This is a genomic window from Streptomyces sp. NPDC006458 (genome assembly GCF_040612135.1).
Classification (GTDB): Bacteria; Actinomycetota; Actinomycetes; order Streptomycetales; family Streptomycetaceae; genus Streptomyces.
The window spans coordinates 62266-87041 of the sequence record NZ_JBEXPR010000022.1; the positions used below are offsets into that span (position 1 = coordinate 62266).

The window sequence follows — 24776 nt, forward strand, 5'->3', positions numbered from 1 at the left end:
GAAACCCCCCGGCACCGGCCGGGGGGCTTTCTCTGGAGCGGACGACGAGGCTCGAACTCGCGACCTCAACCTTGGCAAGGTTGCGCTCTACCAACTGAGCTACGTCCGCAGTGCGCCGTGGCGCGAGAGCAACTATACCCAACCTCGCTCGCGCGCGAGACGCACTGCCGCATGACGGTTCTCCGCGCCGAGTTTCGTGACGGCGGAGGAGAGGTAGTTGCGGACGGTGCCCTGGGACAGCGCGGCCCGCTCGGCGATCTCCGCCACGGGCGCCCCGTCGGCCGCCAGTTCCAGCACCTCGGCCTCCCGCGCGGTCAGGGGCGAGTCCCCGGCGGCGATCGCGTCGGCCGCCAACTCCGGTTCCACGTAGCGGTTTCCCGCGTGTACCGTGCGGATGATCTCGGCGAGCCGCCGCGCGCTGACCGTCTTCGGCACGAACCCGCGCACCCCCGCCGCGAGCGCCCGCTTCAGATGTCCTGGCCGTCCGTGACTGGTCACGATCAGCACCTTGCAGCCGGGGAGTTCGGCCCGCAGGGATGTGGCGACCTTCACACCGTCGGCGCCCGGCATCTGCAGATCCAGCACCGCCACATCCGGCCCGTGCGCCCGAGCCATCGCCAGCGCCTCCGCCCCGGTCGCGGCCTCGGCGACGACCGAGAGGTCCCCCTCCAGCGACAACAGCGCCGCCAGGGCGCCCCGGATGAGGTGCTCGTCGTCGGCGAGCAGCACCCGCACCGCGTCCGTCACGCCGTGACCTCACTCACATCGAAAGCCGCCAGCGGCACCTGCGCCACCACCCTGAACTCGCCCTTGCCGACCGGCCCGGCCTCCAACGTCCCGTCCACCGCGGCCAGCCGCTCCCGCAGTCCGGCCAGCCCGGAGCCGCCGCGCCCCGGCGCGGGACCGCCCGCCCCGCCGTCGGCTCCGTCGTTGCGCACCGTCAGCACCACCCGTCCCCCGGCCATCCGCAGCCCCACCACACACCGCCCGGCGTCCCCGTGCCGCAGCACATTGGTCGTCGCCTCCCGGACGACCCAGCCGAGCGCCGACTGCACCTCGTCCGGCAGCCCCGCCACCTCCCCGGTCACCTCGCAGTCGATCCCGGCGGCCGTCAACACACCCTTCGCCCCCGCGAGTTCGACCCCGAGGTCGGCCTCCCGGTAGCCGCGTACGACATCGCGCACCTCGCGCTGCGACTCCTGCGCGATCCGCTGCACCTCGACCATCTGCGCCAGGGCCTCGGGCCGCTCCCGGCGCGCCAACTGCACGGCCAGCTCGCTCTTGAGGGCGATCACCGCGAGATTGCGGCCCAGCACATCGTGCAGATCCCGCCCGAACCGCAGCCGCTCCTCGGCCACGGCGAGCCGGGCCCGGGTCTCGCGGGCGGCGTCGAGTTCGTAGACGGCGTCGAGCAGCCAGACCGAGAAGGCGGCGGTGAAGGACACGAAGCCGCCGCCGACCAGCACGACCAGCACGACGGCCAGCGCGGCCGCCGCGGACAGCCCGAGGAGCAGTCCCACGGCCCCGGCGCCCGCCGCGAAGCCCCCGACGAGCGCGAGCATCTTCCTGCGGTCGCGGATGCCGAGCGCGATGGTCCCGGCCCCGAAGGCGGACACGCCCCCGAACACCGTCCCCGCCGCCGTCTCCATGTCCTCGCCGCCGGGACCGTACTGCCCGACGGCGAGTGTGGCGACGGCGATCACCGCGGTGACGGCGGCGAGCGCGCACATCATGCGCACCGGCTGCTCGCGCCGGCCGCGTGTCCAGTCCAGCGCGCGTGAGGCGGTCACCATCGTGACGGCCGCGTGCCCGCACACCGCGAGCAGCAGCCAGATCCCGGCCGGCGGCCCGGCCAGCCCCAGCCCCTGGAGCCCGAAGGCGAGCACCTCGGTCACCCCGAATAAGTGGAACGACCACCGCGTGTACGTCTCGACCTTGGCCGGCGTGCTCTTGCCGCGCCACCAACCCCCCGGCCCGCGCATGCGACCTCCCCCGCTAGCGCCGCGGCTCCCAGCGGAACCACCGCCGTACAGCAAACACCGAGGCCGCCGTCCAGACCAGCGCGAGGGCGCAGGCGCCCAGCGCCTCGGCCGCGGACAGATCACCGCTCCAGCCGCCGCGCACCAGCGTGATCACCGGACTCAGCGGCAGCAGCCCGAAGGCCGTGGCCAGCCGGTCGGGCATCAGCTCCAGCGGAACCGTGACCCCCGAGCCGATCATCGACACCAGCACCAGTGGCAGCGCGGTGGCCTGCGCGCTCTCCACGGTCCGGGTGAAGCTCGCGGTGAAGGCGGCCAGCGCCGAGCACATCACCAGCCCGCTCAGCAGCCCCAGCACGGCCAGCCAGGCCGCCTTCGGCGCGGGCACGTCGAGCAGGGCCGTGCACCCGGCCACCAGCACCAGCGACTGGAGCAGCCCGGTGAGCACGGCCGGCAGCGACGCCCCGGCCAGGATCTCCGCGTCCCGCGGCTCACCGGTCCGCAGCCGCTTCAGCACCAGTTCCTCGCGCCGCCCCACGAAGACGGCGACCAGCGCCGAGTACACGGCGAACAGCAGCGAGAACCCGATGGCCCCGGGCAGCAGCACCAGCCCCACGCTGAGCCCGTTCTCCGCCAGGTCCATGTCCTGAACGACCGACCGCACACTGAACGGCAGCACCAGCGGCACGACCAGCGCCCCGACCAGCATGCCCCGGCTGCGCCCGAACAGCGTCAGCTCGGCCCGCCCCAGCGCAGCGATCCGCCCGGCGGCCGTCGTCGTGCGACGGCTCTCCACCGCGGTCGTCCGGCTTTCCGCGCTCGTGCTCATACGACGACCTCTCCCGGCTCGGCCCGCTCCGACTCCCGCGCGATCCCCAGGAACGCCTCCTCCAGCGAGGCCGCCCGCACATCCAGCCCGTGCAGGGCGATCCCGGCCCCCTCGGCCCACACCAGCAGCCGGGTCGCCGCCCGCTGGAGCTCACGCGTGCGCAGCCGTACGACGCCCGCGTCCACGGTGTGCCCGGTGACGCCCAGTTCGGCCAGCGGGGGCAGATCACCCGGCGAGCAGCCCTCGGGCAGCCGGAAGGAGATCTGCGAGGGCTGGGCCTCGGTCACCTCGGCCGGTGTCCCCTCGGCCGCGATCCGCCCCTGGTGCAGGATCGCCAGCCGGTCGGCGAGATCCTCGGCCTCCTCCAGGTAGTGCGTGGTCAGCAGCACGGTCGTACCGGCGTCGCGCAGCGCCCGCACCAGTTCCCAGGTCTCCCGGCGCCCCTCCGCGTCCAGCCCGGTCGTCGGCTCGTCGAGGAACAGCACCTCCGGGTCGCCGAGCAGCGCCAGCGCCAGATCCAGTCGCCTGCGCTCCCCGCCCGACAGTTGCTTGACGCGTACGCCCGTCCGGCGGGACAGCCCGACCCGTTCCAGCACCTCGCCGGGCGGCCGGGCCCCGGACACGCACCCCGCCCACATCCGCGCCGTCTCCGCCACGGTCAGCTCCGAGGGAAAGCCGCCCTCCTGGAGCATCACGCCCGTCCGGGGCCGTACGGCGGCCCGCTCGGCGTGCGGGTCGCGGCCGAAGACGCGCACCCGGCCCCCGCTGGGCCGGGCCAGTCCTTCGAGCAGTTCGACGGTGGAGGTCTTGCCCGCCCCGTTCGTGCCCAGCAGTGCGAAGATCTCGCCGTGACTCACCTGGAACGTGATCCCGCGGACCGCTTCGAACCCGCCCCCGTACGCACGCCGTAGATCGGTGACCTCGATCACGTGCTCTGTCGTGTTCATGGATTCAGCTTCCCGGCGGCCGGCCGCCGGCAGCAGTGCGCGCTGTCATCACTCCGCATGACAAATGTCAGAGAGCCAGAGAGCCAGAGAGCCAGAGAGCCAGAGAGGCGCAGGCATGAAAAAACCCCGGCCGAAAGGACCGGGGTCTTCATCAAGAGCGGACGACGAGGCTCGAACTCGCGACCTCAACCTTGGCAAGGTTGCGCTCTACCAACTGAGCTACGTCCGCATTGCCTCCGACCAGCTTTCACCGGTCGGTGCGAGCACCAGCCTACCTGATCCACAACTGTGGTCGGGACGGCGATGCAGAGCGGGTGACAGGAATCGCACACTGCGCCTTCCCCCTGGAAGGGGGATGTTCTACTACTGAACTACACCCGCATGCCGCTGTGAGCTGGGCTTTTCGGCCCCGCCCCCTTGGCGTGCTCCAGACTCTAGCTGATCAGCCGGGGTGCTGTGCAAGTCCGTTGCGCCGAGGGGCGGGTGAGCGGGCGCCGGCGCGGGGGGTCACCGGGCGTCGGTCGGGTGCCGCGCCGAGGGCCCTCACTGCGCCGCGGCGAACGCCTCGTAGACCTTCTTGGGGATCCGGCCGCGGGCCGGCACGTCCATCTTGTTCGCCTGCGCCCAGGCCCGGACCGCCGCCGGGTCCGGAGCGACCTCCGTCTGCCGGAAGGCCCGGCCGGACCTCGACCGCTTGCGGCCGGCCTCCACGTAGGGCGCGAGCGCCTCACGCAGTTTCTCGGCATTGCCTTCATTCAGGTCGATCTCGTACGACTTGCCGTCGAGTCCGAAGGCGATCGTTTCCGCCGCTTCCGAGCCGTCGATGTCGTCGAAGAGCGTGACCACGACCTTCTGCGCCACGAATATCGGTCCCTTCGTGCGGCACCTCATACAGCTCAGCTGTCATGACGTGCCGAGTTGTCGGCTTATTGCCAATTCATTTGTACAGTGCCCGGCATTGCAAAGTGAAGCCCGACTAAATCTCTCCGCGTGTCCGTGCGCAATAGGTATCGCGGGCCGCCCGGTGATCTTTCCCGGAACTTTTCCCGAACGCACCCCTCCGATACCGGATCGTGATGGCGGTCACGTAGGTTCCTACGACTCTACTCGCGTAGAAATTTTGTGCGGGTAGTCTGAAGGAACCTGCTCAGCACCACACACCGGGAGTGCCAGTGGCACGCGTCGTAGTCGACGTCATGCTCAAGCCGGAGATCCTCGACCCCCAGGGCCAGGCGGTGCAGCGCGCACTGCCGCGACTGGGTTTCGAGGGCATCTCGGACGTCCGCCAGGGAAAGCGATTCGAACTGGAAGTTGACGGGCCGGTCGACGAGGCCGCGCTCGCCCGCATCCACGATCTTGCGGAATCCTTCCTCGCCAACACCGTGATCGAGGACTTCACCGTCAAGGTCGAGGAAGTCGCGGAGGCCGCGAAGTGACCGCTCGTATCGGCGTCGTCACTTTCCCGGGAAGTCTCGACGACCGGGACACCCAGCGCGCGATCCGTCTGGCGGGCGCCGAACCGGTCGCTCTCTGGCACAAGGACAAGGACCTCAAGCAGGTCGACGCCGTAGTACTGCCCGGCGGTTTCTCCTACGGCGACTATCTGCGGGCCGGAGCCATCTCCCGCTTCTCGCCGGTGATGGAGACGGTGATCGAGCAGGCGAAGGCCGGGATGCCGGTCCTCGGCATCTGCAACGGCTTCCAGATCCTCACCGAGGCCCACCTGCTGCCCGGCGGCATGCTCGGCAACGACCACCTGCACTTCATCTGCAAGGACCAGAAGCTCCGGGTGGAGAACGCCGACACCCTCTGGACCAGCGACTACGAGCAGGGCCAGGAAATCAGCATCCCGCTCAAGAACATGGACGGCCGCTACGTCGCCGACCAGTACACGCTGGACGAGCTGGAGGCCGAGGGCCGGGTCGCGTTCCGATACCTGGTCAGCGGCGAAGCCGCCGACGGATACGGCAACCCGAACGGCTCGCTCAACGACATCGCGGGCATCACCAACGAGGCCGGCAACGTCGTGGGCCTGATGCCGCACCCCGAGCACGCCGTGGAGCCGCTGATCGGCACCGGCCGCTCCGACGGCCTCCCCTTCTTCACCTCGATCCTCAAGAAGCTGGTCACCGCATGAGCCGCACGCCTCTGGACACGGTCGAGAACGCGGCCGCGACCCCCGACGTCGAGCTGCCCTGGGCCGAACTCGGCCTGAAGAAGGACGAGTACGAGCGCGTGGTCGAGATCCTCGGCCGCCGTCCCACCGGCGCCGAGCTGGCCATGTACTCGGTCATGTGGTCCGAGCACTGCTCCTACAAGTCCTCCAAGGTCCACCTGCGCCAGTTCGGCGAGAAGGCCCCCGAGTCCGAGGCGATGCTCGTCGGCATCGGCGAGAACGCCGGTGTCGTCGACGTCGGCCAGGGCTACGCGGTCACCTTCAAGGTCGAGTCGCACAACCACCCGTCGTACGTCGAGCCCTACCAGGGCGCGGCCACCGGCGTCGGCGGCATCGTGCGCGACATCATCGCCATGGGCGCCCGCCCGGTCGCGGTCGTCGACCCGCTGCGCTTCGGCGCGGCCGACCACCCCGACACCAAGCGCGTCCTGCCCGGCGTCGTCGCCGGCATCGGCGGCTACGGCAACTGCCTGGGCCTGCCCAACATCGGCGGCGAGGTCGTCTTCGACTCCTGCTACCAGGGCAACCCGCTGGTCAACGCCGGTGCCATCGGCGTGATGAGGCACGAGGACATCCACCTGGCCAAGGCGTCCGGCGCGGGCAACAAGGTCATCCTGTACGGGGCCCGCACCGGCGGCGACGGCATCGGCGGCGCCTCGATCCTGGCCTCCGAGACCTTCGACGACGCCAAGCCGTCCAAGCGCCCGGCCGTCCAGGTCGGCGACCCCTTCCAGGAGAAGCTCCTCATCGAGTGCACCCTGGAGGCCTTCCAGGAGAAGCTGGTCGTCGGCATCCAGGACCTGGGCGCGGCGGGCCTGTCCTGCGCGACCAGCGAGCTGGCGTCCAACGGCTCCGGCGGCATGACCGTCACCCTCGACGACGTACCGCTGCGCGACTCCACGCTCTCGCCCGAGGAGATCCTCATGAGCGAGTCGCAGGAACGCATGTGCGCGGTCGTCGAGCCGGAGAAGGTCGACCGCTTCCTGGAGATCTGCGAGAAGTGGGACGTCATCGCCACCGTCATCGGTGAGGTGACCGACGGCGACCGCCTGGAGATCTTCTGGCACGGCGGCAAGATCGTCGACGTCGACCCGCGCACGGTCGCCCACGACGGCCCGGTCTACGAGCGCCCGTACGCCCGCCCCTCCTGGCAGGACGAGCTCCAGGCGGACGACGCGAACAAGCTGGCCCGCCCGGCGACGAGCGAGGAGCTGAAGGCCCAGGTCCTGAAGCTGGTCGCGTCCCCGAACCAGGCCTCCAAGAAGTGGATCACGTCCCAGTACGACCACTTCGTGCAGGGCAACACCGTCCTCGCCCAGCCCGAGGACTCCGGCATGATCCGCATCGACGAGGAGACCGGCCTCGGCGTGGCCATCGCCACCGACGGCAACGGCCGGTACGCCAAGCTCGACCCGTACACGGGCGCGCAGCTGGCCCTGGCGGAGGCGTACCGCAACGTCGCCACCACCGGCGCCAAGCCCCTCGCCGTCTCCGACTGCCTCAACTTCGGCTCCCCCGAGGACCCGGCGGTCATGTGGCAGTTCGCGGAGGCCGTGCGCGGTCTCGCGGACGCCTGCCAGCAGCTCGGCACCCCGGTGACCGGCGGCAACGTCTCGCTGTACAACCAGACGGGCGAGGTCGCCATCCACCCGACCCCGGTCGTGGCCGTCCTCGGCGTCATCGACGACGTGGCCCGCCGCACCCCGGTCGCCTTCCAGGAGGAGGGCCAGCTGCTCTACCTGCTCGGCGACACCCGCGAGGAGTTCGGCGGCTCGGCCTGGTCCCAGGTCGTCCACGACCACCTCGGCGGACTGCCCCCGCAGGTGGACCTGGAGCGCGAGCGGCTGCTCGCCGAGATCCTCATCTCGGCCTCCCGCGACGGCATGATCGACTCCGCGCACGACCTGTCCGACGGCGGCCTCGTCCAGGCGGTCGTCGAGTCGGCCCTGCTCGGAGGCAAGGGTGCCCGTCTGGTCGTCCCCGACGGCCTGGACGCGTTCACCTTCCTCTTCTCCGAGTCGGCCGGCCGTGCGGTCGTCGCCGTGCCGCGCTCCGAGGAGGTCCGCTTCAACGACATGTGCGGCGCGCGGGGCCTGCCCGTCACCCGCATCGGTGTCGTCGACGGCGACTCCGTGGACGTCCAGGGCGAGTTCGCCCTCACCCTGGCCGAGCTGCGCGAGGCCCACGAGAACACCATCCCGGCGCTGCTCAAGTAGGCGACGCCCGTACGACGGTGACGACCCCGCCCGGTGCGCCCGGGCGGGGTCCGCCGTTCCCACGGCCCGGCATAGGCTCGCCCCATGCCGGCCAAGAAGCGCACCCGCAGCTACGACCCCGCCAAGATCCGTGCCGCGGTGCTCGCCCAGTTCGGGGCGGTCCGCCGGGCCGTCGGCACTTTGACGCCCGATCAGCTCGCGCTGCCCACCCGCCTCGGCGACTGGACCGTCCGTGACCTGGCCGCGCACCTCACCATGACCGTCGCCGCCGTCAGCCGCGCCCTGGACCGTCCGGAGCCGCCGAAGGCCGACGTCGCGCTGCTCGACTACCCGTCCGTGACCGCCCCCTTCGCCGAGGCCATCGCCGACGGCACCCGGCGGCTGGCCGACGCCGAGCCCGACCTCGACGCGCTGTACACCCGCACCGAGGACGAGCTCACCGCCCGTCTCGCCGCGGCCCCCGCCTCCCGCGTCCTCGACATGCGGGCCGGTGCCATGGCCCTCACCGACTTCCTGGTCACCCGGACCGTCGAACTCGTCGTCCACAGCGACGACCTGAACGCGGCCGTGCCCGGCCTGGACATCCCGTTCGAGAAGCAGGCCCTGGCCGCCTGCACCCGGCTGCTGGCCGACGCGCTCGCCGCGAAGGCGCCCGGCGGCGCGACCGAGGTGCGCGTCCCGCCGTACGCCGTGGTGCAGTGCGTCGAGGGACCCCGGCACACCCGTGGGACCCCGCCCAACGTCGTGGAGACCGACCCGCTGACCTGGATCCGGCTGGCCACCGGCCGGGTGACCTGGTCGGACGCGCGGGACGCGGCACAGGTCAGCGCGAGCGGGGAACGGGCGGACCTCAGCGGGCTGCTGCCGCTGATGAGCTGAGGGGAACCGATCGCCCGGCCCTGCCGTCCCACCGCCATGGACAAGCAGCGACTGACCCTCGCAGCCCTCACTCTGTTCCCGCTCCTGGCCGCCTGTGGCACCGAGAAGCCGTCCGAGGACCCCGTGGGCGCGGCCGGACCCGCTGTCACGGGAGTGCACTGGGCCGTCACCGACGTCACCGCCGACGGCCGCACACACCGCGCCCCGACCGCCGCCCACCTGCGCATATCCGCCGACGGCCAGGTCGACGGCAGTCTCGGCTGCAACGGCTTCGGCGCCACCGCCGACGTCCGCGGCGACCGCGTCACCTTCGACGAGCTCGGCGCCACCGAGATGGCCTGCGACGGCGTCCCGGTCACCTTCGAGGAGACACTCGCAGGCGTCCTCACCGACGGCGACCTCACCGCCCGCCGCGACGGCGCCGTGCTCACCCTCACCACCGCCGACGGCGACCGCGTCCGCCTCGCCGAGCGGAAGCCCGCCCCCCTGTCCGGCACGCGCTGGACCCTCACCGACCCGGCGAGCGACGGCCGCGCCCACCTCACCTTCGACACCGCCGCGGGAACCGTCTCCGGAAGCGCGGGCTGCAACCGGGTGAACGCCGAGGCGACAGTCCGCGACGGCAGTATCACGCTGGGCTCGGTCGCCACCACCCGAATGGTGTGCGAAGCCTCACTCATGAATGCCGAGCGCAGGCTCCTGAAGGTGCTGGACGGCACCGTCGACTACCGGATCGATCAACGAATCCTCACGCTGACCAGCGAAAACGCTGAGACCGTGACCGCGGTCGCCGCGGAGTGATCCATTAAAGGCGCGTATCCCCAATTCGGACCAGTGGTCGATCTCGCCTACACTCGGAGCCGTGCCACGTGGTGACGGTCGACTCAATCACGATCTGCTCCCCGGCGAGAAAGGCCCCCAGGACGCTTGTGGCGTCTTCGGTGTCTGGGCTCCGGGCGAAGAGGTCGCAAAGCTCACGTACTTCGGGCTCTACGCCCTCCAGCATCGGGGTCAGGAATCCGCGGGAATCGCGGTAAGCAACGGCTCCCAGATCCTCGTCTTCAAGGACATGGGGCTTGTCTCCCAGGTCTTCGACGAGACCTCGCTCGGTTCGCTCCAGGGTCACATCGCGGTCGGACACGCCCGCTACTCGACCACTGGTGCCTCCGTGTGGGAGAACGCCCAGCCGACGTTCCGTGCCACCGCGCACGGTTCCATCGCGCTCGGCCACAACGGCAACCTCGTCAACACGGCCCAGCTGGCCGAGATGGTCGCCGCCCTGCCGAACGACAACAGCAGCCGCTCCGCCCGGGTGGCTGCAACCAACGACACCGACCTGCTGACCGCGCTCCTCGCGGCCCAGGTCGACGAGGACGGCAAGCCGCTGACCATCGAGGAGGCCGCGCATCAGGTCCTCCCGAAGGTGCGGGGCGCGTTCTCGCTCGTCTTCATGGATGAGCACACCCTCTACGCCGGCCGTGACCCGCAGGGCATCCGCCCGCTGGTCCTCGGCCGCCTGGAGCGCGGCTGGGTCGTCGCCTCCGAGAGCGCGGCCCTGGACATCTGCGGCGCGAGCTACGTGCGCGAGATAGAGCCGGGCGAGTTCATCGCGATCGACGAGAACGGCCTGCGCAGCTCCCGGTTCGCGGAAGCGAAGCCCAAGGGCTGTGTCTTCGAGTACGTGTACCTGGCCCGCCCCGACACCGACATCGCCGGCCGGAACGTGTACCTCTCCCGTGTGGAGATGGGCCGCCGCCTGGCGAAGGAGGCGCCCGTCGAGGCCGACCTGGTCATAGCGACCCCGGAGTCGGGCACCCCGGCCGCCATCGGCTACGCGGAGGCCTCCGGCATCCCCTTCGGCGCCGGCCTGGTCAAGAACGCCTATGTCGGCCGTACGTTCATCCAGCCCTCCCAGACGATCCGTCAGCTCGGCATCCGGCTGAAGCTGAACCCGCTGAAGGAAGTCATCAAGGGCAAGCGCCTGGTCGTCGTCGACGACTCCATCGTGCGCGGCAACACCCAGCGGGCCCTGGTCCGCATGCTGCGCGAGGCGGGCGCCGCCGAGGTCCACATCCGGATCTCCTCGCCGCCCGTGAAGTGGCCCTGCTTCTTCGGAATCGACTTCGCCACCCGCGCAGAGCTCATCGCCAACGGCATGAGCATCGAGGAGATCGGCACCTCCCTGGGCGCCGACTCGCTGGCGTACATCTCCACCGACGGCATGATCGAGGCGACCACCATCGCCAAGCCGAACCTGTGCCGCGCGTGCTTCGACGGCGAGTACCCGATGGAGCTGCCGGACCCCGAGCTGCTCGGCAAGCAGCTGCTGGAGACCGAGCTGGCCGCGGGCCCGGCCGCGACGGCCGCGGCCGACGCGATCCGTCGCCCGTAAGCCTCGTAGAAACCAACCCGAAAGATCCCAGGCAATGTCTGCTGTGTCTAATCAGTCGCCTCCGGCGACGGGTGCTGTTCCCGGTGCTTCCTACGCGGCTGCCGGAGTCGACATCGAGGCCGGCGACCGCGCCGTCGAGCTGATGAAGGAGTGGGTGAAGAAGGCCCAGCGCCCCGAGGTCCTCGGCGGCCTCGGCGGTTTCGCCGGCCTCTTCGACGCCTCCGCCCTCAAGCGTTACGAGCGTCCGCTGCTGGCCTCCGCCACCGACGGGGTGGGCACCAAGGTCGACATCGCGCGCCAGATGGGCGTGTTCGACACCATCGGCCACGACCTGGTCGCCATGGTCATGGACGACATCGTGGTGTGCGGCGCCGAGCCGCTGTTCATGACCGACTACATCTGTGTCGGGAAGGTCCACCCCGAGCGGGTCGCCGCGATCGTCAAGGGCATCGCCGAGGGCTGTGTGCTGGCCGGCTGCGCCCTGGTGGGCGGCGAGACGGCCGAACACCCGGGCCTGCTGGGCGAGGACGACTTCGACGTCGCCGGCGCCGGTACGGGCGTCGTGGAGGCCGACCGGCTGCTCGGCGCGGATCGTATCCGTACGGGTGACGCGGTGATCGCCATGGCGTCCTCCGGCCTTCACTCCAACGGGTACTCCCTGGTCCGGCACGTCCTGCTGAAGCAGGCGGGTCTCGCCCTGGACGCCCGGATCGAGGAGCTCGGCCGCACCCTCGGCGAGGAGCTGCTGGAGCCCACCAAGATCTACTCGCTGGACTGCCTGGCCCTCACCCGCACCACCGAGGTCCACGCCTTCAGCCATGTCACCGGAGGCGGTCTCGCGGCCAACCTGGCCCGGGTCATCCCGGACGGGCTGCACGCCACCGTCGACCGCTCCACCTGGACCCCGGGCGCGATCTTCGACCTGGTCGGGAAGACCGGCCGGGTCGAGCGCCTGGAGCTGGAGAAGACCCTGAACATGGGCGTCGGCATGATCGCGATCGTCCCGCAGGAGTCGGTGGACGTCGCCCTGACGACGCTGGCCGACCGCGGGGTCGACGCCTGGGTCGCAGGCGAGATCACGGACCGCGGAGACCACGGGACGGGTGCCGCCCTGGTCGGCGACTACGCGAGCTGAGTCCTTGAAGACAGCACAGAACCCGGTCGGTGACCGAAGTCACCGACCGGGTTAATGCTCACTGCAAGGTCAAGCGCCGCGACGGTGTTGCGAGGAAGGACCGTCATCCTCGTCCTCGTCGTCGTCCTCATAGAGGTCGGCATACCGAGAGTAAAGATCGTCCTCGTCATCCTCATCGTCCTCGAAGGGCTCGCCGTTCGGCGGCTGGTTCGAAGTCGATGCGCCCAGTTCATTGGCCAGACGCGAGAGGTCAGTCCCACCGCTGTTGTACTTCAGCTGGCGGGCGACCTTCGTCTGCTTGGCCTTGGCCCGGCCGCGCCCCATGGCTCGACCCCCTTGGTGACGGGGCTCGACGGCCCCAGAGTCTGACACGCGTTCATGATCCGGAACGGACTCTCCGTGGAGAGGCCGGTCCGTAGGGCTTCCACGGTACCTGAGCCCGCGCCCATACGGTACGTCGCCCGCAGCACGCGCGTGTGCACAGGACCTTCGAGGCGCCCCGTCCTCGCTGGTCAGTGGCGATTTTAACCACTTATCGGCGGACGACCCGCCGGTTGGAGTGAGAGTTCTCTCTAACCGGGCCCCGGCGGGTACCGCGCGAATCCACGGCTCGCGCTCCGCGGAACGTCAGCGTCCGCGCCCGGCGGCCGCCTCGTGCATCCGCTGCTCGGCGATCCGGTCGGCCGCGGCGGCGGGCGGAATGCCATCCGCCTTCGCGCGTGCGAATATGGCCAGCGTGGTGTCGTAGATCTTCGCCGCCTTCGCCTTGCACCGGTCGAAGTCGAAGCCGTGCAGCTCGTCGGCGACCTGGATGACCCCGCCCGCGTTCACCACGTAGTCCGGCGCGTAGAGGATCCCGCGGTCGGCGAGGTCCTTCTCCACACCCGGGTGGGCGAGCTGGTTGTTGGCCGCGCCGCAGACGACCCGCGCGGTCAGCACCGGCACCGAGCCATCGTTCAGGGCGCCGCCCAGCGCGCAGGGGGCGTAGATGTCCAGGCCCTCGACGCGGATCAGCGCCTCGGTGTCGGCCACGGCCACGACGTCGCGGTGTCGCTCGGTGATCCGGCGCACGGCGTCCTCGCGCACGTCCGTGACGAAGACCTCGGCGCCCTCCGCGACCAGGTGCTCGACCAGGTGGTGGCCGACCTTGCCGACCCCCGCGATGCCGACCCGCCTGGCCCGCAGCGACGGGTCGCCCCACAGGTGCTGGGCCGAGGCCCGCATGCCCTGGTAGACGCCGAACGCGGTCAGCACCGAGGAGTCGCCGGCGCCGCCGTTCTCGGGGGACCGCCCGGTCGTCCAGCGGCACTCGCGCGCGACGACGTCCATGTCGGCGACGTACGTGCCGACGTCGCAGGCCGTGACGTACCGGCCGCCGAGGGAGGCCACCATGCGGCCGTAGGCCAGCAGCAGCGCCGTCCTCCGAGAGGGCTCGATCCGGTCCGGGTCGCCGATGATCACGGCCTTGCCCCCGCCGTGGTCGAGTCCGGCCATGGCGTTCTTGTAGGACATCCCGCGCGAGAGGTTCAGCGCGTCGGCGACGGCCTCCTCCTCGGTCGCGTACGGGTAGAAGCGCGTGCCGCCGAGGGCGGGGCCGAGGGCGGTGGAGTGGATGGCGATGACGGCCTTGAGGCCGCTGGCGCGGTCCTGGCAGAGCACGACCTGCTCATGGCCCCCCTGGTCCGACTGGAACAGGGTGTGCAGGACGCCGTCGGTTACGTCGGTCACTGTGGTGACTCCTGGGTAATAAGCGGCGGTTGGGAAGGGGTCCCGTGCGGGTGGCGGGGCCCCGTTGGGCTGAAGAGTAGACCCGTCCGGGTCGGGCCACCTCGCCGTGCTCAGGATCACCTCCTCACGGTGCACCCCCGTGCGACGATTCGCATAGATTTCCCGCCCCTTTGTCGGCGGGTTCCGCAGTTTTCCCTGGCCGGCGGCGGGGGAGGGAGCAGGCGTGCCCAAGGTGTCCTCGGTGATCGTTCCGTACGCGGCCTACTTGCGTGTGTACGAGCCGCTGGCCGCCTTCCCAGAGCCTGAGCGGGACCACTGGGCGCGTTACGCCCGCCGCCCCGAGCGCCCCACCTACCAGGACGAACTGCGCCGCTCCCTGGCCGACTTGCTGCCCGTCCCGCCGGTGGCGGTCCCGGTGCACGAGAGCGGCGACGCCTTCGTCCTGGAGGCCGGCGGCGTGGTCCACATCTGCCCCTGGCGCACCAGGCTGCGCGGCTGGCAGGCGCTCGGGGACCTCGCCGAGGAACTGCCGGTGCCCGTCCTCGACGCCGTCCTGCCGCCGCTCGTGCGCCATCAGGCCGCGCAGGACTACGAGCGCTGGCTCGCCCGCAACCCCGACGCCCGCCCCTGGATCCGCACGGCGACCTGGCAGGTGCCGCTGAACTGGTTCGTGCTCGTCTCCGACGAGGAACGGGAGTACGCCAGGGGCTCCGCCGGGCAGGCGCCCCGGTTGCGCTACCGCACCCCGATGGTCCAGGCCCGCAGAAGGGTCGCGCGGGGCCTGCGGGCCCTGAGGGACGCCATCGACGAAGGGCCGCTCATCGACGGCCTCGTGGACGTCGGCCGCTGGCTGGAGGAGTTCCACCCGCGCTCGGTGGTCGAGCTCGACTACGGCGGGCTGGTGCACGCCCTGTCGGACGACGAGCTGGCGGACGATCACTCGGCCGCGGACGTCGCCCGGGGGATCGAGGCGCTGCGCCAGGGGGACGGCCGGGCCGCGGGCGAGGCGTACGCGGGGCTGGTGGAGCGCTGGCGCGCGGTACGTGATCTGCGGTCCGCGAACTGACGAGGCGGTAGACGTGACCTACGTCACGGCCTGAACGCCGCATCAGCGCGTACGGTCTACCGCACTTCAAGAAGTTGACGGGATGTCGGTCCCTATCCGGGCGTATGCCTCAAGCGTGACGGAGCGCACGTACGCGGCCCTTGCGCCCCTTGCCCCCCCTCGTGCCAAAATAGGACAAGGAGCCCGGGGAGGGCTCTTTCTCAGCATTGCACGCTTTGGGGGGTCTGATGACTCCTGATCGCCCTGTGACTGATCGTCACAGCGGTGTGACTGTCCGCTATGGCATAGTCCATCGGCTTCCGTCGCTGATGAACACCTGGGAGGGCAATTCCATCGGTTTGGCCGACGCGGCTGGACAGATGGTGTAGTTGTAGTGCCGAGGACAAGCCGTTCGTCCTATAACCGACTCGACTCGCGTCCGCCATTTCGGGCAACGCGGGTCAAGGTGCAGAATTTAGAGGAAAGAACCGAGAAGGTTCGGTTCTCCCGAGGAGGCCGCTCATGACCGCTCGCACCCCTGATGCCGAGCCGCTGCTGACCCCGGCTGAGGTCGCCACGATGTTCCGCGTCGACCCGAAGACGGTCACGCGGTGGGCGAAGGCCGGCAAGCTCACGTCGATCCGTACGCTCGGCGGGCACCGCCGCTATCGCGAGGCTGAGGTCCGCGCTCTGCTCGCGGGTATCCCGCAGCAGCGCAGCGAGGCCTGAACAACTTCATAACCGGGCAAACCGGCCGGACCCCCAACCCGGTCGAGACGCCCGAAACCCTTAGCTCCAAGCGACGCGGGACCTGCCCCAACAGGGCCCACGCCCGAGCCACTCAGAACTTCACAGGCACGAAACAGGGTGCGTCGTAGATCGCGCTGGACTCCGCCGGGTCCAGCGCGATCTTTTTTGTGCGCCCGTCTTGTGTACGCACCGTGTTCCTCTCGCGCCCTTGCGTGGGAGCGGGACCACCTTGTGGATGACCTCCGAGTGGCCGTCGGCCGACCGTCGGGCGGCGGGTCGCCGTCTCGCGAGTGGGCCGTGAGTCGGCTGGGCGGACCCCTGGAGACCTGGGTGGGCCCTCTGAAGACTGGTGCAATTGCACATATTAAATTGACCAGTTGTAGGAGTGGGGCAAGAGCCGGGGTTTCGGAAACTCGTCCGGTGACTCCCGTCACACACCAGGGTACTTGTTGCCTCCGGAGTATCTGCGCTAGTGGAAGCCGGTGTTCCAGCGTCCCATCCCTGTACGGGTGTTGGGCCCGCCGGATGTCACGAACCCGAGGGCCGCTCGGCCCGCGCGCCGCCGTCCGCGCCCTCGTCCGCTGTGGTGTCGGTCTCCTCGGCCGTCGAGTCCGTCGCCAGCCGCAACAGCCGATGACAGACCGGGCAGTGCCGCGTCAGATGCCGGTACGACGCCGCCGCGGCCAGATGTGCCCGCAGCAACGCCCGCGTCTCATGCCTGACCGCAGCCCCCATACGCCCTCCAAACCCTCCACAGCCATGCTCTGCCCCTTTCCGGGGTACCGACCGAATCTGACGCCGTCAAGGGCGCCGAGCGGCCGGGAGGGGCTGGGGGAGGGGTTGTGCCCGCGGGGGCGCGAGGGGCCGCCGGGTCACGTCACGGCGAAGGGACGGGCCGGCGGGCGCGGGTTTCCCTGCGGGGGGCGGGGGTTCGCCCTGCCGGGGTGCTGGGCGGACGACGGTGGCGGAGCGAGGAAGGCCCGCGACCCATTACGGAGCGTGGGCCTGGTGGGTGTGCTTCTGACGGGTTTTGGCGCGCCTGGTTGCGACTGCGCGTCGGCACCGCCTCGACAAGGTGGCGAGCTGGTGGCGGTGGCGGGCGGGGAGAAGGCCGGTGGTCCCTCAGTGCGCGCGGGGCCGCCTGAGCAGGAGGGCGGGGCGTGAAGACCCTTGGCCCCTGGGGTGTGTGGACCTGGCGCGCCCTCTGCGTTGGCCGGGTGGCGGGTGGGTATGGAGAAGGCCCGCGGTCCCTTGCGGGTGCGGGCCTTCTCCGTGATGCGGTCCTGACGGGATTTGCTGTGTCTGATGGCGGCTGCTCCGCGGGCGCGGCCTCCGTGTTGGCGGGGTGGTGGGGTGGGCATGGGAAAGGCCCGCGGTCCCTTGCGGGTGCGGGCCTTCTCCGTGATGCGGTCCTGACGGGATTTGAACCCGCGGCCTCCACCTTGACAGGGTGGCGAGCACTCCAAACTGCTCCACAGGACCAGGTTTCGCGGCGCTTGCTTTTCTGCGTTGCGCTGCGAGAAGGACTGTACAGGAGGGTGAGCCCACTGGTCGAACTCACCCTCTGTGCGCGGCCGACTACGGCGCCGCGGCGTCGATCGCCTTCACGATCCGCTTGTCGGAGACGGGGTACGCCGTGCCGAGGGCGTGGGCGAAGTAGCTCACCCGGAGCTCCTCGATCATCCAGCGGATGTCCCGGACCGAGGCGGGCACGGGCCGCCCCGTCGGCAGCTGTTCCAGGAGCCAGGCGTACTCGTCCTGCATGTCGTGGACCTTCTCCATGCGGGTGGTGTCCCGCTGGACGCCGGTCGGCATCTGCTGAAGACGCCGGTCGGCGGCGACCAGATAGCGCATCAGATGCGGCAGCCGCGCGAGCCCGGCCTCCGTCACGAACCCCGGCTTCACCAGCGCGTCCAGCTGCGCCCGTACGTCCGCCAGGTTTGCCAGCAGGGCAGGACTGCGTACGGCCTTCAGGCGCCGCTCACAGGCCTGCCAAGCGGCCAGCACCTGCTGTACCTGCCCGACCGCGCGGACCGTCGTGTCGACGATCTCCGCGCGCACCTTGTCGAACAGCTTCCGGTACGACTCCTCGTCCCAGGCCGGCCCTCCGAAGTCGGCGATCAGCTTGTCCGCCGCCGCCATCGCGCAGTCGTCGAACAGCGCCTGCGTCGAGCCGTGCGGATTCGCCGACAGGGCGAGCTTCTGCGCGTTCGTCAGACGATCGCTCGCGAACTTCGCCGGGTTCACCGGGATGTTGCGCAGGATCAGCCGCCGCGTGCCCTTCCACATCGCCTCGGCCTGCTCCGCCTCCGTGTCGAAGAGACGGACCGAGACGGTGTCGCCGTCGTCGACCAGCGCCGGGTACGCCTTCACCGGCTGCCCGGCCCGCCGCGTCTCGAAGACCCGGCTGAGCGAGCCGATCGACCAGTCCGTCAGACCGCGCCGCTCCAGCGACTCCCCGCCCTCGCGGGACGCCGTCGCCGCCGCGGCCTGCGACAGGGCCTGGCGCGCCTTCGGCTTCAGCCGCAGCCGCAGTGCCTCCAGATCCTTGTCCTCGGCCAGCTTGCGCCGCCGCTCGTCCACGATCCGGAAGGTGATGCGCAGATGGTCCGGCACCCGCGCCCCGTCGAAGTCGTCCGCCTCGAACGGCACCCCGACCATCCGCTTCAGCTCACGCGCCATCGTCACCGTCAACGGCTCCTGCAACGGCACAGCCGAGTCCAGGAACCGCTTGGCGAAGTTCGGCGCCGGCACGTAGTGGCGGCGGATCGGCTTCGGGAGCGAGCGGATCAGCTCGGTCACCAGTTCCTCCCGCAGCCCGGGGATCTGCCAGTCGAAGCCTTCCTCCGTCACCTGGTTCAGCACCTGGAGCGGGATGTGCACCGTCACACCGTCCGCGTCCGCGCCCGGCTCGAACTGGTACGTCACCCGGAACTTCAGCTGCCCCTGCCGCCACGAGTCGGGGTAGTCGTCCTTGGTCACCGCCTCCGCGGACTCACGGATCAGCATCGCCCGCTCGAAGTCCAGGAACTCCGGCTGCTCCTGCCGCTGGCGCTTCCACCAGGAGTCGAAGTGCGCCCCCGACACCACATGCTCGGGCACCCGCTGCTCGTAGAAGTCGAACAGCGTCTCGTCGTCGACGACGATGTCCCGGCGCCGTGCCCGGTGCTCCAACTCCTCGACCTCGCTGAGGAGTTTGCGGTTGTCGGCGAAGAACTTGTGGTGCGTGCGCCAGTCGCCCTCGACCAGCGCGTTGCGGATGAACAGCTCGCGCGAGACCTCCGGGTCGATCCGGCCGTAGTTCACCTTGCGCTGGACCACGATCGGGACGCCGTACAGCGTGACCTTCTCGTACGCCATCACCGCGGCCTGGTCCTTCTCCCAGTGCGGTTCGCTGTACGTCCGCTTGATCAGATGCCCGGCCAGCGGCTCGACCCACTCCGGCTCGATCTTCGCGTTGACGCGCGCCCAGAGCCGGGAGGTCTCCACCAGCTCCGCCGACATCACGAAGCGCGGCTGCTTCCTGAACAGCGCCGAACCGGGGAAGATCGCGAACTTGGCGCTGCGGGCGCCGAGATACTCGTTCTTGTTGCCGTCCTTCACGTCCTTCATGCCGATGTGCGACAGCAGACCGGCGAGAAGGGAGACATGGATGCGGTCGACGGGGGCGCCCGGGGGCGGAGCCCCCTGATCGGACGGAGTCTCGTCGGGATGGATGCCCATCTGCTTGGCGACCGTGCGCAACTGGCTGTAGATGTCCTGCCATTCGCGGATGCGCAGGAAGTTCAGGTACTCCTGCTTGCACATCCGGCGGAACGAGCTGGAGCCCCGCTCCTTCTGCTGCTCCCGCACGTACCGCCACAGGTTCAGGTACGCCAGGAAGTCGCTCGTCTCGTCCCTGAAGCGGGCGTGCTGCTGGTCCGCCTGGGCCTGCTTCTCCGCGGGCCGCTCGCGCGGGTCCTGGATGGACAGGGCGGCGGCTATGACCATGACCTCGCGGACGCAGCCGTTGCGGTCGGCCTCCAGCACCATGCGCGCGAGCCGCGGGTCGACCGGCAGCTGGGCGAGCTTGCGGCCGGTCTGCGTGAGCCGCTTGCGCGGGTCCTTCTCCGCCGGGTCCAGCGCGCCCAGCTCCTGGAGCAGCTGCACTCCGTCCCGGATGTTGCGGTGGTCCGGCGGGTCGATGAAGGGGAACTTCTCGATGTCGCCGAGTCCGGCCGCGGTCATCTGCAGGATGACGGACGCCAGGTTCGTCCGCAGGATCTCCGGGTCCGTGAACTCCGGCCGCGCGAGGAAGTCGTCCTCCGCGTACAGCCGGATGCACACACCGTCGGACGTACGCCCGCAGCGGCCCTTGCGCTGGTTGGCGCTGGCCTGCGAGATCGCCTCGATCGGCAGCCGCTGCACCTTGGTGCGGTGGCTGTAACGGGAGATCCGGGCGAAGCCGGGGTCGATGACGTACTTGATGCCTGGGACGGTCAGCGAGGTCTCGGCCACGTTCGTCGCCAGAACGATCCGGCGGCCGGTGTGCGGCTGGAAGACGCGATGCTGCTCGGCGTGCGACAGCCGCGCGTACAGCGGCAGCACCTCGGTGAAGCGGTACTGCTTCTTGGTCAGCGCGTCCGCCGTGTCCCGGATCTCCCGCTCACCGGAGAGAAAGACGAGGATGTCGCCCTTCCCTTCGCCCATCAGCTCCTCGACCGCGTCGGTGATCGCGGTGATCTGGTCCCGGTCGGCGTCCTCGGAGTCCTCCTCCAGCAGCGGCCGGTAGCGCACCTCCACGGGATACGTACGGCCGCTGACCTCGACGATCGGCGCGTCGGAGAAATGCCGGGAGAACCGCTCCGGGTCGATGGTCGCCGAGGTGATGACGACCTTCAGATCGGGCCGCTTCGGCAGCAGCTGGGCCAGATAGCCGAGCAGGAAGTCGATGTTGAGGGACCGCTCGTGGGCCTCGTCGATGATGATCGTGTCGTATGCGCGCAGCTCGCTGTCCGTCTGGATCTCCGCGAGCAGGATGCCGTCCGTCATCAGCTTCACGAAGGTGGCGTCGGGGTTCACCTGGTCGGTGAACCGCACCTTCCAGCCGACCGCCTCCCCGAGCGGCGTCCGCAGCTCCTCGGCGACCCGCTCGGCGACCGTGCGTGCCGCGATACGCCGGGGCTGGGTGTGCCCGATCATGCCGCGCACTCCTCGTCCCAGCTCCATACAGATCTTCGGGATCTGCGTGGTCTTGCCGGACCCCGTCTCACCGGCCACGATCACGACCTGGTGATCACGGATGGCCGCGGCGATCTCGTCCTTCTTCTGGCTGACGGGCAGTTGCTCGGGGTAGGTCACCCCGGGCACGCGAGCGCGTCGTTCGGCCATCCGTTCCTCGGCCTTGGCGACCTCGGTCTCGATCTCCGCGAGAACGGCGGTCCGGGCCTCCGGCTTACGGATCTTGCGCGCACCCTCCAGCCTCCGGCCGAGCCGATGCGCTTCGCGCAGGGACAGCTCGGTCAGTCGGGAGGCGAGGGAGCCCAGGGCGGGGGCAGGCTGCGTAGACATACGCGGTCCAGGATCTCATCCCCGCCAAATCCGTGGCGAACGCTTTTGCCCCGGCCGCCGCGGCGGACGTCAGCCGCCCGCGACCTCGCCGGCCCGCGGCGCGGGCGGAGCGGCGGCGGGCGCGGTCTCCCGGGCCTGCCTGGCACTGCCGGCCAGGGCCATGTTCTGGGCGGTGTTCGACACCGCCTTGATGCCCAGATACGCGGTGGTCACGCCGCTGATCGCGGTGAACGCCGTGGTCAGCACCCCCACGACGACCGCCGGGTCCCCGTCGAGCCGCCACACCCCGAACAGCGCGACGGCGACGATGGCCAGATTGCTCCCCAGCACGGCCTGCAACCCGTACCGGGCCCGCGACCGTTCGACCTCGCCCGCCCTGCTCTCGTTCCGGCTCACAACGTCCCCCGTCCTCTCGGAACCACCTCTCGGAACCAAAAGAGCCCCGATCCGAAGATCGGGGCTCTGTTTGTGGCTGGGGCCGGGGTCGAACCGGCGACCTATCGCTTTTCAGGCGATCGCTCGTACCAACTGAGCTACCCAGCCACGAGGTTTCCGGGGAAACCTCAGCGGTCCTGACGGGATTTGAACCCGCGGCCTCCACCTTGACAGGGTGGCGAGCACTCCAAACTGCTCCACAGGACCAAGTCGGCGTACGACAGTGTCGCACACGTTCTTGCGTGCCCCCAACGGGATTCGAACCCGTGCTACCGCCTTGAAAGGGCGGCGTCCTAGGCCGCTAGACGATGAGGGCTATCGGCCCGCCTGGGCGCTTTGCAGCGCCTCGGGGACGTGAGAAGCATATGGGATGGCGGGAGGTATCGCCAAAACGGTTTACGGACGGGTGCTCGGGGACGGGGTCGCGCCGGGGCGGTTCTCCTCCGGGAGGTGTCGGCTGACCTCGGCCGTCGTGAGGCCGAGGCCGCCCAGGCGGATCTCGTCCCAGGCCTGGAGGCGGCGGGTGTCGCGGTCGAAGTAGAGGATCGAGGCCTCGATCGGGTCGGGGTGTTCGCCCTCGATCGCGCGCAGGCCGCTGCCGCCCGTGGAGCCCTCGACGCGCAGGCGGGTGCCGTGGCGCAGGACCTCCGTCTCCTGGTGGTGCAGGTGCCCGCAGAGGACGAGGGGGGCCTCGCCGTCGGTCTCGCGGGCCGCCGAGGGCTCGTGGACGAGCGCCACGTCGACCGGGGTGCCCGCCGCGCGCTGGTCGCGCAGGGCGGAGGCGAGGCGGGCGCCCGCCAGTTCCTGGGTCGCGTCCGCGCCGGGCTTGGCCGAACGGTCGGGGGTGTACTGGGGGTCGCCGACGCCCGCGAGGCGCAGGCCCGCGACGGTCTTCGCCCGGCCGTCGTCGAGGACGTGCACGTTCTTCAGGCCTTCCAGGTAGCGCTGGGTGCCCCGGGAGTCGTGGTTGCCGCGGACCCAGACGTAGGGCGCCCCGAGATCCTCGACCGGGTCCAGGAAGCCGTTCTCGGCGGCCGTGCCGTGGTCCATGGTGTCGCCGGAGTCGACGATGACGTTCACGTCGTACTGCTCCACCAGCGAGGCGATGATCTTCCAGCTCGCGGGGTTGAGGTGGATGTCCGACACGTGCAGGACCCGGATCGTGGAGGGGTCGGGCGCGTAGGCGGGGAGCGTGGACGTGGCGTCGTAGAGCTTGGTGACGTTGGTGACCAGGCGGGCGAGTTCCTTCTGGTAGACGTCGAACTCCGTGACGATGCTGCGCGCGTTGCCGACCAGTGAGGGCGCCGAGGTGAGCAGGCCGGAGAAGCGGGGCTCCAGGACGGACTTCGGGTTCCAGGTGGCGTACGCCGTGCCGCCCGAGACCGCGAGCAGCGCGAGGGCGAGTCCGCCGGCGGTGAGGGCGCGGCGCGGGCGGCGGTAGACGGCGAGGCCGAGGGCGGTGGCGCCGGTGACGACGGCGACGCCGGAGCGCACGGCGAGGTCGAGGGTGCCGCTGCCGACGTCCTCGGCGACCTCGTCCTGCAGTCCGGAGAGCCGCTCGGGGCGGTCGACGAGGGCCTGGGAGCGCGCGGGGTCGAGCTGGTCGACGTTGACGTCGAGGCGCACGGGCGCGGTGTGGCTGTCGAGTTCGAGGGCGCCGAGCGGGGAGACGTTGATCTTCGTGCCGCCGGTGAGCGAGGGCCGCAGGGTCATGGTCGTGTCCATCGGGCCGACCGGGACGCGGACGCTGCCGACGATCAGCAGGCCCAGCCAGGCGCCGACGAGGACGACGGCGCACAGTCCGAGGGCGCGCAGCCAGGGGTTGGGCCGGTCGTCGAGTTCGAGGCGGGGCGGGGCTTTGGTGCGGCGGGCCATTGGTCGCGTATGCCCCGAGATGCGCCACCGTATGCGCCGGGTCGCGGTGCGCACCGGGCGGCGGTGACGGGGAGGGCGGTTGCCCGGGTGAGCCCCGTACCGGGGTGTCGTACCGGACAATGGGCGGTGTGCTGGAGATGACGCGTGAGGAGTTCGAGGAACTGGTCGCCGAGGCGCTGGACCGGATTCCGCCGGAGCTGACGCGGCTGATGGACAACGTCGCGGTGTTCGTCGAGGACGAGCCGCCCGCGGACGATCCGGAGCTGCTCGGGCTGTACGAGGGAACTCCGCTGACCGAGCGTGGCGAGTGGTACGCGGGGGTACTGCCGGACCGGATCACGATCTACCGGGGGCCGACGCTGCGGATGTGCGAGTCGCGCGAGGACGTCGTCGCGGAGACCGAGATCACCGTGGTGCACGAGATCGCGCACCACTTCGGGATCGACGACGCCCGGCTGCACGCGCTGGGTTACGGCTGAGCCTGGCGTGTCCTCTTGCGGGTGGCGGGAGTTGGGCAGCGTGACGTCCCCGTGTTCCCGGAGGTGGCTGCCCGTGCGCCCCTTGTACGTTCCTGTCCGCCTGGCCGCCGCGGTGGTGGCCGTGGCGGCCGCCGCCGGTTGTATGAGTGTGGGAGAGGACGACGGGGGCCGGGCGCGCCCCGGGCAGTCGGCCGGTGAGCGCGGTGACGGGGCGCCCGAGGACGGTGCGGCGGTGCCGGGCGGGGGAGGCGCCGGGTACGGCGGTGCGGCGGGCGGGCTGGAGGATCCGCGGCCGAAGGGCGGTGGGCGGGGCGGGCCGAAGGGGTCGGCGTCGCCCTCGGTGTCGCCGTCCGGGAGCGCG

21 protein-coding genes and 7 tRNA genes are annotated in these 24776 nt (G+C 70.5%); 10 read left to right on the top strand and 18 right to left on the bottom strand.

Translation table 11 applies throughout. The annotated features are described in order from the left end of the window. Window positions 1–33: 33 nt before the first annotated feature. From ABZZ79_RS27465 to ABZZ79_RS27500, 8 genes are all read right to left on the bottom strand, one after another. A tRNA-Gly gene (locus ABZZ79_RS27465) sits at window positions 34–109 on the bottom strand. A 23-nt stretch (window positions 110–132) separates the two neighbouring features. Continuing rightward, window positions 133–747 carry a response regulator transcription factor gene (locus tag ABZZ79_RS27470; protein ID WP_356693058.1) on the bottom strand — a complete coding sequence of 205 codons (615 nt, stop codon included), beginning with the start codon at window positions 745–747 and terminating at the stop codon, window positions 133–135. After that, window positions 744–1982, bottom strand: coding sequence for a histidine kinase (locus ABZZ79_RS27475; protein ID WP_356693060.1), 1239 nt, complete (start codon window positions 1980–1982; stop codon window positions 744–746). The genes ABZZ79_RS27470 and ABZZ79_RS27475 overlap by 4 nt, the downstream gene beginning before the upstream one ends. 13 nt (window positions 1983–1995) lie before the next feature. After that, window positions 1996–2808 (bottom strand): ABC transporter permease, encoded by an 813-nt coding sequence (locus tag ABZZ79_RS27480; RefSeq protein WP_356693062.1) that lies wholly within the window; start codon window positions 2806–2808, stop codon window positions 1996–1998. Beyond that, window positions 2805–3755, bottom strand: coding sequence for an ABC transporter ATP-binding protein (locus ABZZ79_RS27485; protein WP_356693064.1), 951 nt, complete (start codon window positions 3753–3755; stop codon window positions 2805–2807). The genes ABZZ79_RS27480 and ABZZ79_RS27485 overlap by 4 nt, the downstream gene beginning before the upstream one ends. Window positions 3756–3911: 156 nt before the next feature. Beyond that, window positions 3912–3984, bottom strand: a tRNA-Gly gene (locus ABZZ79_RS27490). Window positions 3985–4064: 80 nt separating this feature from the next. Next, a tRNA-Gly gene (locus tag ABZZ79_RS27495) sits at window positions 4065–4136 on the bottom strand. Window positions 4137–4298: 162 nt separating this feature from the next. Further along, a complete protein-coding gene (locus tag ABZZ79_RS27500) occupies window positions 4299–4616 on the bottom strand; it encodes an Lsr2 family protein (RefSeq protein WP_356693066.1) in 318 nt (105 codons plus the stop codon). Between the two features lie 311 nt (window positions 4617–4927). Here ABZZ79_RS27500 and purS point away from each other — a divergent pair, with 311 nt between their 5' ends. From purS to purM, 7 genes are all read left to right on the top strand, one after another. Next, entirely contained in the window at window positions 4928–5191 is a 264-nt protein-coding gene (gene purS, locus ABZZ79_RS27505) for a phosphoribosylformylglycinamidine synthase subunit PurS (protein ID WP_015659417.1), read from the top strand. After that, complete coding sequence (gene purQ / locus ABZZ79_RS27510; RefSeq protein WP_356693069.1) at window positions 5188–5892, top strand: phosphoribosylformylglycinamidine synthase subunit PurQ; 705 nt, start codon at window positions 5188–5190, stop codon at window positions 5890–5892. The genes purS and purQ overlap by 4 nt, the downstream gene beginning before the upstream one ends. After that, entirely contained in the window at window positions 5889–8147 is a 2259-nt protein-coding gene (purL, locus tag ABZZ79_RS27515; RefSeq protein WP_356693071.1) for a phosphoribosylformylglycinamidine synthase subunit PurL, read from the top strand. The genes purQ and purL overlap by 4 nt, the downstream gene beginning before the upstream one ends. Before the next feature lie 84 nt (window positions 8148–8231). Continuing rightward, window positions 8232–9026 carry a sterol carrier family protein gene (locus tag ABZZ79_RS27520; RefSeq protein WP_356693073.1) on the top strand — a complete coding sequence of 265 codons (795 nt, stop codon included), beginning with the start codon at window positions 8232–8234 and terminating at the stop codon, window positions 9024–9026. 36 nt (window positions 9027–9062) lie between these two features. Continuing rightward, complete coding sequence (locus ABZZ79_RS27525) at window positions 9063–9827, top strand: META domain-containing protein (protein ID WP_356693075.1); 765 nt, start codon at window positions 9063–9065, stop codon at window positions 9825–9827. Window positions 9828–9888: 61 nt separating this feature from the next. Beyond that, a complete protein-coding gene (gene purF, locus ABZZ79_RS27530; protein ID WP_356693077.1) occupies window positions 9889–11418 on the top strand; it encodes an amidophosphoribosyltransferase in 1530 nt (509 codons plus the stop codon). 34 nt (window positions 11419–11452) lie between these two features. Next, on the top strand, window positions 11453–12553 hold the full coding sequence (purM, locus tag ABZZ79_RS27535; RefSeq protein WP_356693079.1) for a phosphoribosylformylglycinamidine cyclo-ligase: 1101 nt from the start codon (window positions 11453–11455) through the stop codon (window positions 12551–12553). 69 nt (window positions 12554–12622) lie between these two features. On the opposite strand, the gene ABZZ79_RS27540 is transcribed toward purM, so the two are convergent. Continuing rightward, window positions 12623–12877 (bottom strand): DUF3073 domain-containing protein, encoded by a 255-nt coding sequence (locus tag ABZZ79_RS27540; protein WP_356693081.1) that lies wholly within the window; start codon window positions 12875–12877, stop codon window positions 12623–12625. Between the two features lie 303 nt (window positions 12878–13180). Next, window positions 13181–14281, bottom strand: coding sequence for a Glu/Leu/Phe/Val dehydrogenase dimerization domain-containing protein (locus tag ABZZ79_RS27545; RefSeq protein WP_356693083.1), 1101 nt, complete (start codon window positions 14279–14281; stop codon window positions 13181–13183). A 223-nt stretch (window positions 14282–14504) separates the two neighbouring features. Between ABZZ79_RS27545 and ABZZ79_RS27550 the strand changes: the two genes are divergently transcribed. Both ABZZ79_RS27550 and bldC read left to right on the top strand, forming a co-directional pair. Further along, window positions 14505–15347, top strand: a complete 843-nt coding sequence (locus tag ABZZ79_RS27550) for a hypothetical protein (protein WP_356693085.1) — start codon at window positions 14505–14507, stop codon at window positions 15345–15347. Between the two features lie 501 nt (window positions 15348–15848). Then, window positions 15849–16055: a developmental transcriptional regulator BldC gene (gene bldC, locus ABZZ79_RS27555; RefSeq protein ID WP_003949541.1), complete on the top strand. Its 207-nt coding sequence runs from the start codon at window positions 15849–15851 to the stop codon at window positions 16053–16055. A gap of 549 nt (window positions 16056–16604) precedes the next feature. On the opposite strand, the gene ABZZ79_RS27560 is transcribed toward bldC, so the two are convergent. From ABZZ79_RS27560 to ABZZ79_RS27595, 8 genes are all read right to left on the bottom strand, one after another. Continuing rightward, entirely contained in the window at window positions 16605–16811 is a 207-nt protein-coding gene (locus tag ABZZ79_RS27560) for a DUF6274 family protein (protein ID WP_356693087.1), read from the bottom strand. A 672-nt stretch (window positions 16812–17483) separates the two neighbouring features. After that, window positions 17484–17558, bottom strand: a tRNA-Asp gene (locus tag ABZZ79_RS27565). A gap of 96 nt (window positions 17559–17654) precedes the next feature. Then, window positions 17655–21626 carry an ATP-dependent RNA helicase HrpA gene (hrpA, locus tag ABZZ79_RS27570; RefSeq protein WP_356693089.1) on the bottom strand — a complete coding sequence of 1324 codons (3972 nt, stop codon included), beginning with the start codon at window positions 21624–21626 and terminating at the stop codon, window positions 17655–17657. 69 nt (window positions 21627–21695) lie between these two features. Then, entirely contained in the window at window positions 21696–22022 is a 327-nt protein-coding gene (locus tag ABZZ79_RS27575) for a hypothetical protein (RefSeq protein ID WP_356693091.1), read from the bottom strand. A gap of 73 nt (window positions 22023–22095) precedes the next feature. Beyond that, window positions 22096–22169 (bottom strand) — tRNA-Phe (locus ABZZ79_RS27580). Window positions 22170–22193: 24 nt separating this feature from the next. Then, window positions 22194–22268 (bottom strand) — tRNA-Asp (locus tag ABZZ79_RS27585). Between the two features lie 36 nt (window positions 22269–22304). Continuing rightward, window positions 22305–22377: transfer RNA gene (locus tag ABZZ79_RS27590), tRNA-Glu, on the bottom strand. 80 nt (window positions 22378–22457) lie between these two features. Continuing rightward, window positions 22458–23936 (bottom strand): metallophosphoesterase, encoded by a 1479-nt coding sequence (locus tag ABZZ79_RS27595; protein WP_356693093.1) that lies wholly within the window; start codon window positions 23934–23936, stop codon window positions 22458–22460. A gap of 128 nt (window positions 23937–24064) precedes the next feature. On the opposite strand from ABZZ79_RS27595, the gene ABZZ79_RS27600 reads away from it, so the two are divergent. Beyond that, complete coding sequence (locus ABZZ79_RS27600; protein ID WP_043502155.1) at window positions 24065–24415, top strand: metallopeptidase family protein; 351 nt, start codon at window positions 24065–24067, stop codon at window positions 24413–24415. Window positions 24416–24776: the final 361 nt, after the last annotated feature.